Below are 15,947 nucleotides of genomic sequence, written 5' to 3'. Positions count from 1 at the left end.
ACATATATATGGAGATATTAGCTTTTATTTTAATAAGATTTTATTGAGGGAGTAATAATGTTTTGTAAAGAAAAAGTTAGTTTTTCATACAAAAGAGCTGCCAATCTTATGGCAGCGATAAAATTATTTCTGTAATGATTTATAGTACTGCCCTTTTTCGACGTATTGTGTGCGAATTCGCTCCATGTCTTTACGGTCTGCCTCTGTTAATTCACGAATGACTTTCGCCGGACGACCGAACGCTAACGTATTTGGCGGGATCTTCTTTCCTTGTGAAACGAGACTCCCAGCACCGATAAAGGCTCCTTCGCCAATTTCAGCACCATCTAATATAATAGATCCCATTCCAATTAAAGCATCTTTTTTAATATGGCAGCTATGTAAAATAACTTGATGCCCAACTGTAACATCGTCTTCTAAAATAAGAGGATATTGCGGGCTTTGATGAAGTGTACATTGGTCTTGTACATTTACTCGGTCTCCAATGATTGTTGGTGACACATCACCGCGTATGACTGTATTAAACCAAATACTTGATTCCTCGCCAACGGAAACATCGCCTGTAATGGTAACGTAGTCAGCGATAAAAGCACTACTCGCAATTTTTGGATTTTTTTCTTTGTAAGGGTATATCATGTAAAGCCTTCCTTTCCTAGAGACTAGTTTCAGTGTATCAAATTATGAGAAAGAGTGAAATGGAGGAGAGCCGTATGTGGAATTATGAAGCAGAGGAAGCGAAAGCTGTCGTTGTTATCGTGCACGGCGCAATGGAATATCACGGACGTTACGAAGCCGTTGCGGAAATGTGGAATCATAGCGGCTACCACGTCGTAATGGGGGACCTTCCATCACATGGAACGACTTCGAGAAATAGAGGACATATTGATTCATTTGATGAATACATAGAGGAAGTTAAATTGTGGGTGAAAGAGGCAAGAAAGTATCGGTTACCTATTTTTATATTTGGTCATAGTATGGGTGGTCTTATTGTTATTCGTATGATGCAAGAAACGAAGAGAGAAGATGTAGACGGCATTATTTTAAGTTCGCCATGTTTAGGTGTAGTAGCTGGACCTTCAGCACCGCTTCAAGTTGCCTCAAAAATATTAAATGTTATCGCTCCGAAATTGCAATTTGCAACGAATCTTACAGTGGAAATGTCAACTCGTAATCATGAAGTTCGGGACGCGATGGAGAATGATTCATTGTTCTTGCGTAAAGTATCAGTACGTTGGTATAGTGAATTGATTAAGTCTATCGAAATTGCTCATAAAAAAATAGATGATTTTCCAGATGTTCCGCTCTTGCTAATGCAGGCGTGTGAGGATAAACTTGTAGATAAAACACGTGTCCGCATGTGGTTTGATAATGTTAAAATGAGTGATAAGGCTTTTAAAGAATGGCCGAATTGTTATCATGAGTTATTAAATGAGTATGAGCGCGATGAAATTTTGAATTATATTCAGTCATTTACTGAAATACGCATCAATAACATAATAGAAACAAATAAGTAAATTATTTGTACATTGAATAGAGGAGATGAAGGAAGAAGTGAACGTACCGAGTAATCCCATAACGCTCATGGCGAAAGTATACCGTGATGTGTTTCCGGTTGTACACCATGAGCTAGCGGTGTGGAAAGAGCGTGCCTACCATATTCCGAATGATGAGCTTCATAGTCAGGCAATCGCAAGTATTGAGAATAAAACGTTCCATTGCGAAGGCGGTGGTATTTTAGCACTGCTAGCAAATGAGCACCGAGAGGAATGCATTCGTTTTATCGTAGCGTATCAAACAATCAGCGATTATTTAGATAATTTATGTGACCGCAGTACATCACTTGACCCAAATGATTTTGCCGCACTGCATGAATCGATGTTAATGGCATTATCACCTGAAGTAGAAGGTGGCGGTAATTATTATCGCTATCGTGATGATCAAGACGATGGTGGTTATTTAGATGAACTTGTTGAAACATGCCAAGACGTTTTAAAGAAAACGAAACACTATGACAAAATTGCTCCTGTTCTTCATGAACTTGCTTGTTATTATTGTGATTTGCAAATTCATAAACACGTGAAATTAGAAGAAAGAGAACCGCGCTTACAAACATGGTTTGAAGCACATAAAGAAAACTTACCTGAAATGAGCTGGTTTGAATTTTCAGCATGTGCAGGTTCTACGCTTGGAATTTTCTGTCTTGTCGCATATGCATTTCATGATGAATTACATGATGAAGATATTGCGAAAATTAGACAAGGGTACTTCCCTTACGTACAAGGACTTCACATTTTACTTGATTATTTCATTGATCAAGAAGAAGACCGTATAGGCGGGGATTTGAATTTCTGTAGTTATTATGAAAACGAGCAAGCGATATTAGATCGTATGAAACATTTTGTAGAAGAAGCAGAGAAGAGCATTGGTGATTTGCCTCATGCGAAGTTTCATCGTCTCATAAGCCGAGGGTTACTTGGTATTTATTTATCAGATCAAAAGGTATCTGCACAAAAGAATATGCACAAAATGGCACGGCGCATTGTAAAGTACGGAGGCCTCACTTCACGATTCTTCTATTGGAACGGGAAGATGTACCGAAAGAAAATGGCGCAGTGATGAAGAAAACCACTCATGTAGAGTGGTTTTTTGTTATAATATGGTAAAGGTGGTGTTGGAAATGAAGCGATTGTTTCAAAAACTATATGACCATATTGAAGTAACATTACTCGTGCTACTTTCCATTTCATTTGTGATGGGAATGTATATGATGATGAATAGGTCAAGTGGTCCTACTATGATGGATTATGTGCCACAAGTGTTAATTGGCGCAATTATTATTGTAGATATTGTTTTTTTAATAAGTAATAGAAAGAAACAAACGAATAGTAAATAAAAAGCATTTGTACAAGAGAGTACAAATGCTTTTTATTATGATCGTATTTTTGAAAATACATATATGAGAAGCTCGATTGCGAAAATAACTAAAACAGATAGTCCGAATAAAGGCATGACAACGCCTAGTATAACCATCATGATAAAGAAAACGATTATGCTTTTTTTGTCTCTTTGCTTTGGCGGCGCTGCTAATTTTCCTTTCGGCTTTCTTGCTAACCACATTTTTATTCCGTAATAAATGAGAAGTAATAAAGATAATGTTGTTAGTAAGCATAATATTTTATTTGGCCATCCGAATAAATGTCCTTCGTGAAGCGGGATACCATAAGTGAACCATTGTGCAAATAAGCCATAATCACGATAGTCCGTTTTGGAAATAAGTTCTCCGCTATATTGATCAAAGTAAGCTGTTATTTCTTCATTTGGTGCGACATGCATACCCGTAATACCGGAACCGCTTGATTTCGAAACGGTGAATACACCTTTCGGATCAGCTGGTAGTGAGATAACATATGGCTTCTTTATTTCAATTCCTTTTTGTAACTCATCAATTGAAATGGCTTTTGGCTCATTTGAATTCGATTCAGGAGGAGCTTCTTTTCTTGTTGCCCATGGTAATTCTTTTACCTTCGATTCAGGCGGTGCCATATACAATTTTGGATATCCGATTGATTCATTCGACGCTGCGATTTTATAAATTTGGTTACCCATAAATCCTGACCATGGCAATCCAGATGCAACTAACAAAACGAGAGGAATTGTAAATATAATACCGATAATAGAATGACGTCGTTTTGCTTTTTCTCGCTTATTGGATGCTGGTGTATTTTTGAATTGGCGTATACTCATATACAACCCGGTCACAATTAAAAAGATTGTCCAGCATGCCGCAAGTTCTACAATATAGTTAACGACAGTGCCACCAACTAGAAGAGAACTATGTAATTCCCTCATGATATTGGCAAACGTTTCACTTGCGTTTTGATCCCCAACAATTTGATTATTGCTATCCAAATACACATACTTTTGTTGTCCTGTATATTCATTTGCAATCGTAAGCCTCGTATTATAATCCCCATTAAACTCACTAATTTTCGCCACACTATAATGTGGATATTTTTTCTCTGTTAAGGAAATAGAATCAGTCATCGAAATAGATTCTGTTTGGGCGCTCTTCCCAAAATATAAATCTTTATAGATGAAATCTTCAACTTCTTCCCGAAATAAATACCCAATCCCGCTCAGTGACAACGTAATAAGAAGCGGCGTAATAAAAAGCCCAGCGTAAAAATGCCAACGCCAAAAAATGTAATGAAGCGAACGATTTACTTTCATACTTTCAGTTCCCCTAGCCTTCCCTATATGAATAGATTCCTCATTTTAATATAGCGAGATTAAGTGTGGATATTTTGAAGTAATTGTGAAAAATGTTAAAAGTTTTGGGGATTTTTATTAAACAAAAAACACATTTCAAAAGGGATGTTTTCTATGTTTATGAAGATTTCTTTGTATTTGATAGATACATCCTCACAACCGCTTCAGCAAGACATTGAGCGGAATCAACAAAATCTTCACTCGCCACAACATTCAAATCAGTACATGCGATAATAGCGGTATCTACTTCATCTTTTAATTGTAAGACGAGCGTACTCCATAATTTGCGAGCTTCTTCAACTTCTCCGTTTTTAATATAAGTAATAATTTGATTAATCATTTCCTGCCATTTTTCATGATGAATGTACTCTATATTACGTTTTATAATCCCATCTTGGTAAATACCAGCTTGAATTGTCGCTTCTGTTGCGAGAAGAGCGACTCTTTTTGTATTTTCGGGAATTGCTTGTAACGTCTCATCGACGATATTTAAAATCGGAATGGATAGAGAATGCTGTAATTCCTCGAAATAAAGATGTGCTGTATTGCACGGCATAGCGATAAAGTCTACGCCAGTACTTTCGAGTTTTTGTGCTCCTTCAATAATCGCTTTTTTCATTGCTTCGTGATTAATAGGGCGATCCATATAAAACGGTGTTGGACAAGAATAAATCATCATATGAGGAAAGTCCATATCATGCTTTGCTCCGTATATTGTTTGACACTTTGCTACAACTGTATCGACGAATGGTCCAGTTGATTTTGGCCCCATTCCTGCTAGTATTCCGATCATTGTTTCGTCTCCTTTAACATGTAATTAAAAACGTTTTTTGCGAACAATAAAAAGAAATAAAGTAAGTAATAAAAATGAATATACGATAGCCCAAGCTGTGAGCCATAGTGTGTGAGTCAGTATATTAAATTTGTATTGTCCAAGCATTAGAAAGCTTTCGACAGGTGGTAAAAACCATAGTAACTCTTTTTTAAACCGGATGGAGGCGATTGTTATAAGTAATATAAATGTAAGGCTAAGCCAAGCGGTGCTTGCTTTTTGAATAATATTTCTAGTAAATAAAGTTGCAATTGAAATTCCTAGTATAGAGAAAGACATGTGAGCGAGAAATCCGACTAAAAATAAAGAAACTGTCATTTCTTCATTAAACATTTGTAAAATAATTGGGTAGATTACGGATATAAAAGATAAAACAGAACAAATGAGAAGAGCCGTAATATATTTACCAACATATAGTGCGGAAATATTATTTGTGTGAGAAATAGTAATTTGTTCTTGTACAGGGTCTTCAGTATGAAAAATTGTGACCGTAATCCAAGCAGATAATAAATAAAGTGCGAGTGCCGTTTCCAAGTATGTCGGTACAATAGGAGTTGGTTTATATGTATATACAAAAAGTAAGTTCACAAAGTACATCGCAATAGGAGGGACGTATTTATACGATTTTGTATAGTCGAGAAAATGGTAACGAATAAGCGCAAACATAATAAACCTTCTTTCGATTTAAAAGTTAGGTTGTAGCAGTGTGATAGATGCTTTTTTATGTAATAAAAACTGAAGCATTTCGTTCGTATATTCTTTTTCGATTTGTAATTGAATAAGGTTTTGATTTGAATTGTGTGCAACGTGTATAAATCCTAATTGCTTTCGTAGTTCTATCGCTGAAAATGTGTCGTGAACGATTGCTTCAATATAGACTTGTTCTGCCCCTTTTTGCACAGAGATATCTTCCGTGATTGTATGATTTGCTAACGACACAATTCTATCGGCGAAGTTTTCTAGTAGTTGTTTTTCGTGACATGTGAAGAGTATAGATATGCCGTGTTGTTTTAATGACAGTAAAATATGTTCTAGTTCTTGTTGGGAGTTAGGATCTAGCCCAGAAAGTGGTTCATCTAAAATTAGTAAATGGACGTCTGTAAGTAATGCTTGCATAATGCCTGTTTTTTGTTTCATGCCTTTTGAAAAGTTTCGTACAACGGAATGTCTTGCGTGATGTAAATGAAAAGATTCAAGAAGCATCGGAATTTTATCTTTTAAATATTTTGTTGATAAACCGTGAATATGGCCGAGATGATATAAATAATCCTCTAATGTAAAACGAATCCCTTCAGGAAAATGTTCAGGTACATAGCCGATTTGTATATGTTCTTTTCTTTGAAGTGTCCCTGCTGTAGGTGAAATAAATCCTGCAATTATTTTGAGTAGAGTACTTTTTCCAGTCCCGTTCCCGCCAATGATAGCGAGTGCCTCTCCTTCTGGAATGGATAAATCGATGTTGTCTAGTATAAGTGATTTGCCATACTTCTTTTGAATTCCCCTTAGTTCTACTAGCAAAGTTCTATCCTTCTTTCTTCAAATATTGTATACATCCATTATATAGGAGAATAAGAAAAAGACGTGCAATGAGTGCACGTCTTTTTTTGTTATGTTTTGTCGATAAGTCGATATAGTGTGTCGAATCGTTGATATATCCGGAGTTACGATAGATATAATTGAAAAATCGTCGATATATTATCGTTTCTCAATCGCCACAATAAATGGCGGGTTATTTTGTTGGTTAATGAAGCCGTATCGCAATACGTGAGCTTGTTTTTGGTCTAGCTCTTCTGCAAATTTGAGAACAGCGTCGCGTTCTACTTGTCCTTCTGGGTGTCCGTGGTAAATGACAAGGACGATGATTCCTTCAGGTGCCATTACGTCTAGTAATTGTTCAATTGCCGAAATTGTTGAGTTCGGTTTTGTAACGATATGCTTGTCACCGCCAGGAAGGTAACCTAAGTTGAAGATAGCGCCTGTTACTTTTCCTTTTGCGTCTTCTGGTAGTACGGATAGAAGCGTGTCGTGACTATCGTGAACTAAAACAGTACGTTCAAAAAGCTCTTTTTCTTTTAAACGAATAGTAGAGCTTTCAATGGCTTCTTTTTGAATATCAAATCCAAATACTTTTCCGTTATCTCCGACGATTTCGGCTAGGAAGCAAGTGTCGTGACCATTGCCAAGCGTTGCATCTACAGCGTAATCTCCTTCTTTTACTGCCGTTTGCAGCAGTGAGCGAGCAAACGGTAATACACGTTCTAATTTCATTGTTGTTTCTCCTCATTTGCATATTTTCCTTGCCAGCTTCCGCGGCGTACAAATTCTGCATCGATGGAATTTAATACTTCCCATTTATTCAAGCTCCACATTGGGCCAATCATTAAATCAGGTGGACCGTCACCTGTGATGCGGTGCACAATTACGTCTTCTGGAATAATTTCAAGTTGATCAACAACGAGACTTACGTAATCCTCGAGAGAAAGGAACTCGAGTTGTCCTTTTTCATATTGCTTCACCATTGGCGTTCCTTTTAATAAATGAAGTAAGTGGATTTTAATTCCTTGTACATCAAGCTTCGCTACTTCACGAGCTGTTTCCATCATCATGTCATAATCTTCAAGGGGAAGACCGTTAATAATATGAGAGCAAACTCTAATGCCATGCTTACGTAATTTATTTACGCCTTCCACGTAAGATGGGTAATCGTGAGCGCGATTAATAAGGTTTGCAGTTCGTTCGTGAACAGTTTGCAATCCGAGTTCAACCCAAAGGTATGTGCGTTTATTTAAGTCTGCTAAATATTCAACAACATCATCTGGCAAACAATCCGGACGAGTTGCGATAGAAAGACCGACAACGTCTTTTTCTGCTAGAAGCGGTTCGAATTTTTCTTTTAACACTTCAAGTGGTGCGTGTGTATTTGTGTACGCCTGAAAATAAGCGATACATTTTCCATCTTTCCACTTTGAGCGCATTTTTTCTTTCATTTCATGATATTGCGTTATAACATCATCGCGGCGATCGCCAGCGAAGTCACCAGATCCAGCGGCACTGCAAAATGTACAACCGCCATAAGCTACTGTACCGTCACGGTTCGGGCAATCGAAGCCAGCATCTAATGAAACTTTAAAGATTTTTTCACCAAATTCATTTCGTAAATGGTAATTCCATGTGTGATAACGTTTATTGTCGTTTGTATATGGAAAAGGGTTTTGAACCTTCATTACTTTCCCTCCTAAGCCGAGTCAAAATGAAACAAAATACATTATAACATACTCATAAGGTTCAGATGGAAGGGACACACTAAAGGGGAATTGAAGCAAGGAGGGACAATTATGGCAGAGCGTCAATCACTTGAATCGTATATTACACAAGCGGAACAAGCGGTGGAATATGCGAAAGAACAATTAGACCAAGGTATGAGACAAGAGCATTACAATACGATGGAGTATTCAGATGCGCAGCTGCAATTAGAACAAGCATATAACGATTTACAAACGATGCAACAACATGCGAATGATGAGCAACGTGAGCAGTTAAATAGAGCACGTATGGCAATTCGCCAATTGCAACATCAAATGATTATTACACCGCGCTAATAAGGAGTGAATGTAATGGCGAAACGTTCAGATCAAAATAATCCAGAGCAAAAAACGCAAAATGGACATAACGCTGAGTTTTCGAATGAACTTGATCCAGTTGTTCAAGTGAAACAGCGTAACAGTAAAAAGGGACAACCTCAAAGATCGAAACAATCAGAGTAGACCAGGTCGCAATATGACCTGGTTTTATTTTATTATATTACAATAATGTAAGATTTCTGTAAGGTTTGTCGATAGTTGTGAGCCGCATTCTCCAGTAGAGTAAGGAAGGATTAAATTTTATACAAGGAGTTGCTTTATGGGGAACAATATTACAAACAAACGAATTGATGAGTTAGATTACATTCGTGGCTTCGCATTACTGGGGATTATTTTAGTAAATATTCTTGCACTACTTCATATTAAAATCCCAGAGCCAAATACAGTGGATGCGAGCTATCAAAGATTTCTATACTTATTTGTAGAAGGTCGTTTCTTCTCAATCTTCTCATTCTTATTTGGAGTAGGATTCTATATCTTTATTTCAAGAGCGATTGCAAAAGGGAAAAATGGATATGTTTTATTTTTACGCCGTATAGTGGCATTATTTATTTTTGGCTACATTCATCAAATGTTTCAACCTGGAGAAGCATTAACGTTATATGCAATTTGCGGGTTAATCGTTTTACCATTTTATAAAGTGAAAAAAGAAGTGAACTTAGTAATTGGTCTTATTTTGACAATTGCCTTTAGCGTAATTGCTGCGAAAGAATTTTTACCGCTAGGTTTAATTTTATTAGGGCTTGCTGCAGGACAGTATAAAGTGTTTGAAAATCTTTCAGCGAAAATAAACAAAATTGCTATTTTTACAGGAGTTATGCTTGTTCTAAGTGTAATTGGATTGTGGTATCAATATGAACACGTGCCTGCAAATCCATTCATAAATATGATAATTGAGGCAGATGATGAGAAGATAGCTGCCGCAAGCCATTTCTTAAAAATTGGAGTTGCTGTCGGACCAATCATTTCAGCTTTTTATGTTGGAGCATTAATTTTACTACTTCAACTAAAACCAGTTCAAACATTGTTAGCACCACTGAAATACTATGGCCGTATGGCGTTAACAAATTATATCGGACAAACTGCAATGATCTTAATTGCAGGTAGTGTATTTAACTTTGCAGGAAACTTAACATACATGCAGACGTTATACGTATGCATCGCAATTTATGCAATTCAAATTGTGTTTAGTGTAATTTGGATGAAAATCTTTAAAATGGGTCCGCTAGAATGGATTTGGCGTGTTATTACGTACTGGACGGTAACACCTTTAAAGAAATAAAGTGAAACTTTAATCAGTGGGGGTTTTCTTCATCCCCCACTGATTATTAGTTGAACCAATCGGACTTTTATGGGCAGTTGATCCCCCACCTAACTTCTTTGCTTTCACTGAATTTTGAGGTGGGGGTCTTACTGCCCATTAAAGCGGGATAAAGAGAGAAGTGGGCTGTTCTTTTTGTGGAATAGCCCATTTTTTATTTTCAGCTTTTGTCGGTAAGTCGATATATTTTGAAAATCGCTGATATATTTGGAGTTACGGTCGATATATTTGAAAAATCGCTAATATAATTTCATTTACCGATTTGCTGTATTAAAAAACGAACTAGTAGTAAAAGCCAAGCTTACAATCACACCTTTTTTATCTTACAAAAGTGTAAGGTAAATGTAATGTTAACAAATAGCAGTTCACCCCAAAAAGGCGCAAAATAGGTAATGGAAAAACAAGCGTAGGAGGATATATATGACGAAACCAGTTGTAGACGTGAAAAACGTCCAAAAAGTGTACGGTAAAAAAGGTGAGAACCAATCACACGCGTTAAAAGGTGTATCATTCTCAATTCAAGAGGGTGAGTTTGTTGGAATTATGGGGCCATCTGGTTCTGGTAAAACGACATTATTAAATGTAATTTCAACGCTTGATAAGGCAACGGGCGGCGTTGTTGAAATTGCGGGTACAGACATTACGAAAATGAAACAAGGTGAGCTGTCAGATTTCCGTTCACAAAAGTTAGGATTCATCTTCCAAGACTTTAACTTATTAGAGAACTTATCTATTTATGAAAACATTGCACTTCCACTTTCTCTTCAAGGTGTTCCATCACGTAATATTGGACCGAAAGTAGAAAAAGTAGCTGATATGTTAGGAATCTCAGCAATACTTCAAAAGTATCCATCTGAAGTATCTGGTGGACAAAAACAACGTTCAGCAGCAGCACGCGCATTAGTACATGAGCCGGCAATTATTTTAGGGGACGAGCCAACAGGAGCGCTTGATTCTAAAAATGCAACGAGTTTACTTGATGCGATGACAAACTTAAATAAAGATCAAGGCGTATCTATTATGATGGTTACACATGATCCATACAGTGCAAGTTACTGTCAGCGTATTTTATTTATTCAAGATGGCGAGTTATATAAAGAGATTCACCGCGGTGGTACACGTGAAGAATTCTATAAAGAAATTTTAGACGTACTTGCAGATTTAGGTACACAAAAAGCATAAGAAAGGAGGGTTAAGGTATGTTATTCAAACTTTCCATGTCAGGGCTAAAAAGTAAGCTAAAAGATTATATCGTCTTACTTGTTGGTCTTGTCATGTCGATTTCAATTTTTTATATGTTTCAAACGTTAGCGCTGAATAAAGCGTTTCTTGAATCTAATTCAGTGATTAAATCAATTGGATTTGTATTCCAAGCAGGTTCATTTTTACTAGCAATAATAACGTTCTTCTATATTTTATATGCGAACTCTTTCTTATTATCTCTTCGTCAAAAAGAGTTCGGTATGTATATGATGTTAGGAGCGAAAAAACATAAAGTTACATTACTTATGTTTATTGAAACAATCGTATTAGGTGCTGCGTCCCTTGCGATTGGTATTACAGTTGGTGTAGGACTTGCAGCGGGCATTGGACAGTTATTAATGAAACAGCTTGAGTTTGCTGGTGAAGGGTATAAATCGTTTTATATTCCATCTATGACTGTTACTTGCATCTTCTTCTTTGCACTATTTGTCTTATCAGCAATTATGAATAGTATTACATTATCTCGTATTTCTGTATTACAACTTGTACATGCAGATGCGCAAACAGAGCGAGTTGCGGTAAAAGGAAAAATGACAGGTGTAGTTGCTTTCCTTGCTGTCATTTTACTAGGTATTGGTTATGCAGCGATGATGAATATGGAAACGTTAAGAGAAATGGGAATTCTTATCGCATTAATTACAACAACAACTGGTACTTACATGTTATTCGGATCACTTCTCCCAGTTATTATTAAAAAATTAAAGAGTAATAAAAAACGTAGTGAAAAAGGGCTTAATGCTTTTACTTACGCACAGTTAAACTTCCGTATTAATAGTTTAACGAAAGTACTGGCGACAGTAGCGATGCTAGTTGCACTTGGAGCTGGTGCGATTTCTGGTGGTATGGCATTTCAAAATAACGTTATAAAAATGGTTGATGGTTTAGTAATATATGATTCAGTAGTTCATAATCCGACAGCTGAAGAAAAGAAAATTTTAGACGGTATTACATTTAAAGAGAAAAGTGAATATCGTTACAAAGTAGATGATAAATATGTTTACTATGTAAAAGAAGATTTAGAGAAAAATCGTCCTATCGTAAAAGATATGGCAAACATGAAGTCGATGAAGGATTTAGCGAATACGAAGAAGGCTTCACAGGAACTACCAGTAGGTGCAGTTTCTAGAGAAATGAATGAAAAAGATGCGAACGCTAAAGCACTTCCAGAAGAGTGGGATGATGCATTCAGAACAATCCAGCCATTTTATTTATATGAGGATCATGCAATTAAAATTGTGGATCAAAAAATGTATGATGGGATAAAGGGTAAAGAAGGTATAGCATTTATTGGGAAAACAGATGATTTTGTAGCTTATAAAAAAGAATGGAAAAAACTTGACGAGTTGCAAGTAGTTAAATATAAAAATATAAAAGATGAACAAATAGATAGTAAAAATAAAGCGTATGATGAAATGTATGGTATGGCGAGCGGAACCGTATTTATGGGATTCTTCCTTGGTATTGCATTCTTAGCAATGATGGCAAGTTGTTTAATGTTTAAAATTCTTTCTGGTGCATCAAAAGATATTACGCGTTATCAAATGCTTCGTAAAATCGGTGTGCGCCGTGAGTTATTAACGAAATCGATTTATAAAGAGTTATTCTTAGTATTCTTATTCCCAGCAATTGTGGGTATTGCTCACGTATTAGTTGGTATGAATATTTTCGGATTTATTTTAATCGATCCTTACTTCCGTATTTGGGTACCAATCGTAATTTTCGTAGTTATTTATGCGATTTATTACTTCATTACAGTTCAATTGTATAAAGGGATTGTTCTTCCGAAAGAAGATTAATACGTAAAAGGCCGAGTGAAAGCACTCGGCTTTTTGTATTTTCAGAAAAAACACTTTAACGTTACTGAAATATATAATATAATGTAAATAAGTAACATAATATGTGAGTATCAGTAACCGGAAAATGAAAGGAGGAATCCGATCTATAGAAAGAAGCTGAACTTGTCCCCCCTATTTTTATACCCACACCGTATTTGTACAATCACAAATTTCCAAATGAAAAATTGTCGTAAGAGTATATTGTGAAAATAATGGATAATACATGGAAATCTCATAGCATGATAAGGTAAAATGGACAACATGATGAGAAAATTACCGTTCATAAGATGAGGAGAATACATGTATGGAAGTTGTAGAGGCATTAAAAGATATAAGCCAAATTGAGGCTATGAAAAAGTATTTAAAAGAGCACTCACATCGAGATTACCTTTTATTTGTTATTGGAATTAATACAGGATTAAAAATTACTGAGCTACTTAGTATGAAATTTGAAGATATATTAAATGAAGATAAGACTGTTAAAGAGTTTTATTCTCTTCCTGTGAAAGATGAAAAGTTTAAACAAGATATTTATTTAAATACAAAAGTAAAAGAAGCACTTTTAGAGTACGTACAATCTATTGATGCTCAAAGAGAAAACTACGTATTTCAATCTAATAAAACGACAAATTCAATCTCACGCCAACAAGCGTATCGCGTTATTCATAGCGCAGCTGAAGCGGTTGGAATTGTTGGGAAGATTGGAACGAACTCAATGCGAAAAACGTTTGGATTTCACGCGTACAAAAGAGGAATAGCGATTGCACTATTGCAAAAGCATTTTCATCACGCAACTCCATCAGAGACGCTCAAGTATTTAGGAATCTCAAAAGATGAAAAGTTTAAAACAGAGATTGATGTAGATTTGTAAAAGCCGTAACTAAAAACTTTAGGAGGCGGAAAATATGAATATTAGAGAGAGTGAATTACCGGGCATTGGATGTAAATTTGAAGTGATAACAAAAGGTAATGAGAAAATGGTTATTGTGATTCATGATGATGGCCGAAGAGAAATGTATCATTTTGATGCGGACCACGATGAGAGTGTATCAAGCATTTCTCTTCGTGATTCTGAAGCGAGACAAATTGCGGCTATATTAGGCGGAATGGTATATAGGCCGCAAGCGTTAGACACAATTGAGATGGCTTTTGAAGGATTATCAATTGAATGGTTTAAGGTGGAGAATCATGCACCAGTAGTACAACAAACAATTGGTAGCTTACATGTCAGAAAAACATATAACGTAACGATTATTGCTATTTTGAAAAAGAATATGAAGAAATTCTTTAATCCAGGTCCAGACTCTATTATTGAAGCTGGCGATATGCTCGTGTTGTCGGGTGAAAGACATGAAGTGAAAAGAATTATTAATGAATTGCTTTCAGCAGGAGGTGATTCCTAATCGATGGATACTTTAATCTTTGAAGTTGGAACTGCGTTAGTATTAGTAGCTTTTGCAGCTATCCTCGCTGCGAAGTTAAAGTTCTCGATTATTCCGTTTCTCATTATACTCGGTATGTTAGTGGGGCCTCATGCCCCAGATTTAGGACTTATCGATTTAAGATTTATTGAAAGCGGAGAAGTTATTTCCTTCCTCGGCCGTGTTGGCGTCATATTCCTCTTATTCTACTTAGGCTTAGAATTCTCAATAAAAAAATTAATTAAATCAGGAAAGTCGATTGCTTTTGGGGGTAGTGTTCATATATCGCTTAATTTCATATTAGGTTTACTTTATGGATATATTATGGGCTTCCCCCTATTAGAAACGTTAATTATTGCTGGAATCATTACAATTTCATCGAGTGCAATTGTTGCAAAAGTAATTGTTGATTTAAGAAGATCTGGTAATAAAGAGACTGAATTAATATTAGGAATCATTATGTTTGATGATATCTTTTTAGCTGTATATTTATCAGTCGTTTCAGGATTAGTACTCGGTGGTGCAACATCATTTGTAGGTGCTCTTACATCGGTGTTAATCGCAGTCGGGTATATGCTCCTATTCTTTGTAATCGCTAGAAAAGCTACGCCGTTCTTAAATAAAATATTTGATATTTCGTCAAATGAAATTTTTATTATCGTAATATTCGCTATTTTATTCTTTGTAGCAGGATTTTCAGAAACAATTCATGTTGCTGAGGCGATTGGAGCGTTATTGCTAGGACTCGTCTTCTCTGAAACAGAGCATAGCGATCGGATTGAGCATCTCGTCGTTCCGTTTCGTGATTTCTTCGGAGCCATATTCTTTTTCAGCTTCGGTTTAAGTATAGATCCGTTTTCACTTGGAGGAGCAGTGTGGTTGGCTTTAGGAGCAGTTTTGATTACGCTCATCGGTAATTTTACAGCGGGAATGATGGCAGGGCGTAAAGCTGGCTTATCGCATAAGGCTTCCACAAATATTGGATTAACCCTCGTATCACGCGGAGAATTTTCCATTATAGTCGCGAATATCGGGATTGCGGGCGGTTTAATGGCAACGATTAAACCGTTCTCGGCGCTGTACGTTTTAATATTAGCATCGTTAGGACCGTTATTAACGAAAGAGTCTGGGAGAATATACTCTCTATTAGATAAGGTATTTAAATGGAGTGCGAAAGAACGTGCGAAGCGAGAAAAAGAAGTTGGATAGTATAAATAAGGGGAGAATGTGTGAATTTCAGGCGGTCTCCCCTTATTTATATATTGTTACTAATGTCGTTTTTTGTCGGTAAGTCGATATATTTTAATAATCGCTGATATATTTTGGAAATCGCCGATATATTTCAATAATCGCTCATATATTTTT

General features: G+C 36.3%; 18 protein-coding genes. 11 read left to right on the top strand and 7 right to left on the bottom strand.

Annotation, left to right across the window (positions count from 1 at the left end; translation table 11 throughout):
• Positions 1-123: 123 nt before the first annotated feature.
• Positions 124-636, bottom strand: coding sequence for a gamma carbonic anhydrase (locus ACTFOB_RS06665; protein WP_440029868.1), 513 nt, complete (start codon positions 634-636; stop codon positions 124-126).
• Positions 637-710: 74 nt separating this feature from the next.
• On the opposite strand from ACTFOB_RS06665, the gene ACTFOB_RS06660 reads away from it, so the two are divergent.
• From ACTFOB_RS06660 to ACTFOB_RS06650, 3 genes are all read left to right on the top strand, one after another.
• The gene (locus tag ACTFOB_RS06660) at positions 711-1,514 is read left to right on the top strand and encodes a lysophospholipase (protein WP_440029866.1); all 804 of its coding nucleotides are present in this window, start codon (positions 711-713) and stop codon (positions 1,512-1,514) included.
• Positions 1,515-1,551: 37 nt separating this feature from the next.
• Positions 1,552-2,616 carry a tetraprenyl-beta-curcumene synthase family protein gene (locus tag ACTFOB_RS06655; RefSeq protein WP_001102483.1) on the top strand — a complete coding sequence of 355 codons (1,065 nt, stop codon included), beginning with the start codon at positions 1,552-1,554 and terminating at the stop codon, positions 2,614-2,616.
• 61 nt (positions 2,617-2,677) lie between these two features.
• Entirely contained in the window at positions 2,678-2,893 is a 216-nt protein-coding gene (locus tag ACTFOB_RS06650; RefSeq protein ID WP_440029864.1) for a hypothetical protein, read from the top strand.
• A gap of 35 nt (positions 2,894-2,928) precedes the next feature.
• On the opposite strand, the gene ACTFOB_RS06645 is transcribed toward ACTFOB_RS06650, so the two are convergent.
• From ACTFOB_RS06645 to ACTFOB_RS06620, 6 genes are all read right to left on the bottom strand, one after another.
• Positions 2,929-4,230 (bottom strand): PepSY-associated TM helix domain-containing protein, encoded by a 1,302-nt coding sequence (locus ACTFOB_RS06645; protein ID WP_440029863.1) that lies wholly within the window; start codon positions 4,228-4,230, stop codon positions 2,929-2,931.
• Between the two features lie 157 nt (positions 4,231-4,387).
• The gene (locus ACTFOB_RS06640; protein ID WP_440029861.1) at positions 4,388-5,062 is read right to left on the bottom strand and encodes an aspartate/glutamate racemase family protein; all 675 of its coding nucleotides are present in this window, start codon (positions 5,060-5,062) and stop codon (positions 4,388-4,390) included.
• Positions 5,063-5,086: 24 nt separating this feature from the next.
• Positions 5,087-5,767 (bottom strand): ABC transporter permease, encoded by a 681-nt coding sequence (locus ACTFOB_RS06635; RefSeq protein ID WP_440029859.1) that lies wholly within the window; start codon positions 5,765-5,767, stop codon positions 5,087-5,089.
• A gap of 18 nt (positions 5,768-5,785) precedes the next feature.
• Positions 5,786-6,619, bottom strand: a complete 834-nt coding sequence (locus ACTFOB_RS06630) for an ABC transporter ATP-binding protein (RefSeq protein ID WP_151631637.1) — start codon at positions 6,617-6,619, stop codon at positions 5,786-5,788.
• A 177-nt stretch (positions 6,620-6,796) separates the two neighbouring features.
• A complete protein-coding gene (locus tag ACTFOB_RS06625; protein ID WP_151631636.1) occupies positions 6,797-7,369 on the bottom strand; it encodes a class I SAM-dependent methyltransferase in 573 nt (190 codons plus the stop codon).
• Positions 7,366-8,325 (bottom strand): TIGR01212 family radical SAM protein, encoded by a 960-nt coding sequence (locus tag ACTFOB_RS06620; RefSeq protein WP_000868034.1) that lies wholly within the window; start codon positions 8,323-8,325, stop codon positions 7,366-7,368. Before ACTFOB_RS06620 ends, ACTFOB_RS06625 begins: the two co-directional genes overlap by 4 nt.
• A gap of 111 nt (positions 8,326-8,436) precedes the next feature.
• Here ACTFOB_RS06620 and ACTFOB_RS06615 point away from each other — a divergent pair, with 111 nt between their 5' ends.
• The 8 genes from ACTFOB_RS06615 to ACTFOB_RS06580 all read left to right on the top strand — a co-directional run bounded on the left by ACTFOB_RS06615 (position 8,437) and on the right by ACTFOB_RS06580 (position 15,791).
• A complete protein-coding gene (locus ACTFOB_RS06615; protein ID WP_000840870.1) occupies positions 8,437-8,700 on the top strand; it encodes a YtzC family protein in 264 nt (87 codons plus the stop codon).
• 15 nt (positions 8,701-8,715) lie between these two features.
• On the top strand, positions 8,716-8,865 hold the full coding sequence (locus ACTFOB_RS06610; RefSeq protein WP_001129345.1) for a hypothetical protein: 150 nt from the start codon (positions 8,716-8,718) through the stop codon (positions 8,863-8,865).
• A 136-nt stretch (positions 8,866-9,001) separates the two neighbouring features.
• Entirely contained in the window at positions 9,002-10,024 is a 1,023-nt protein-coding gene (locus tag ACTFOB_RS06605; protein ID WP_440029856.1) for a DUF418 domain-containing protein, read from the top strand.
• Between the two features lie 459 nt (positions 10,025-10,483).
• Entirely contained in the window at positions 10,484-11,245 is a 762-nt protein-coding gene (locus tag ACTFOB_RS06600) for an ABC transporter ATP-binding protein (RefSeq protein ID WP_076875162.1), read from the top strand.
• Between the two features lie 17 nt (positions 11,246-11,262).
• Complete coding sequence (locus ACTFOB_RS06595; RefSeq protein WP_440029853.1) at positions 11,263-13,122, top strand: FtsX-like permease family protein; 1,860 nt, start codon at positions 11,263-11,265, stop codon at positions 13,120-13,122.
• Positions 13,123-13,465: 343 nt separating this feature from the next.
• Positions 13,466-14,032 carry a tyrosine-type recombinase/integrase gene (locus tag ACTFOB_RS06590; RefSeq protein WP_440029851.1) on the top strand — a complete coding sequence of 189 codons (567 nt, stop codon included), beginning with the start codon at positions 13,466-13,468 and terminating at the stop codon, positions 14,030-14,032.
• Between the two features lie 34 nt (positions 14,033-14,066).
• A complete protein-coding gene (locus ACTFOB_RS06585; protein ID WP_212955483.1) occupies positions 14,067-14,564 on the top strand; it encodes a cation:proton antiporter regulatory subunit in 498 nt (165 codons plus the stop codon).
• A 3-nt stretch (positions 14,565-14,567) separates the two neighbouring features.
• Positions 14,568-15,791, top strand: a complete 1,224-nt coding sequence (locus ACTFOB_RS06580) for a cation:proton antiporter (protein WP_440029849.1) — start codon at positions 14,568-14,570, stop codon at positions 15,789-15,791.
• Positions 15,792-15,947 lie beyond the last annotated feature (156 nt).

Source organism: Bacillus cereus group sp. MYBK79-1, from assembly GCF_051915365.1.
Classification (GTDB): Bacteria; Bacillota; Bacilli; order Bacillales; family Bacillaceae_G; genus Bacillus_A.
This window is presented reverse-complemented; position numbering and strand designations above follow the sequence as displayed.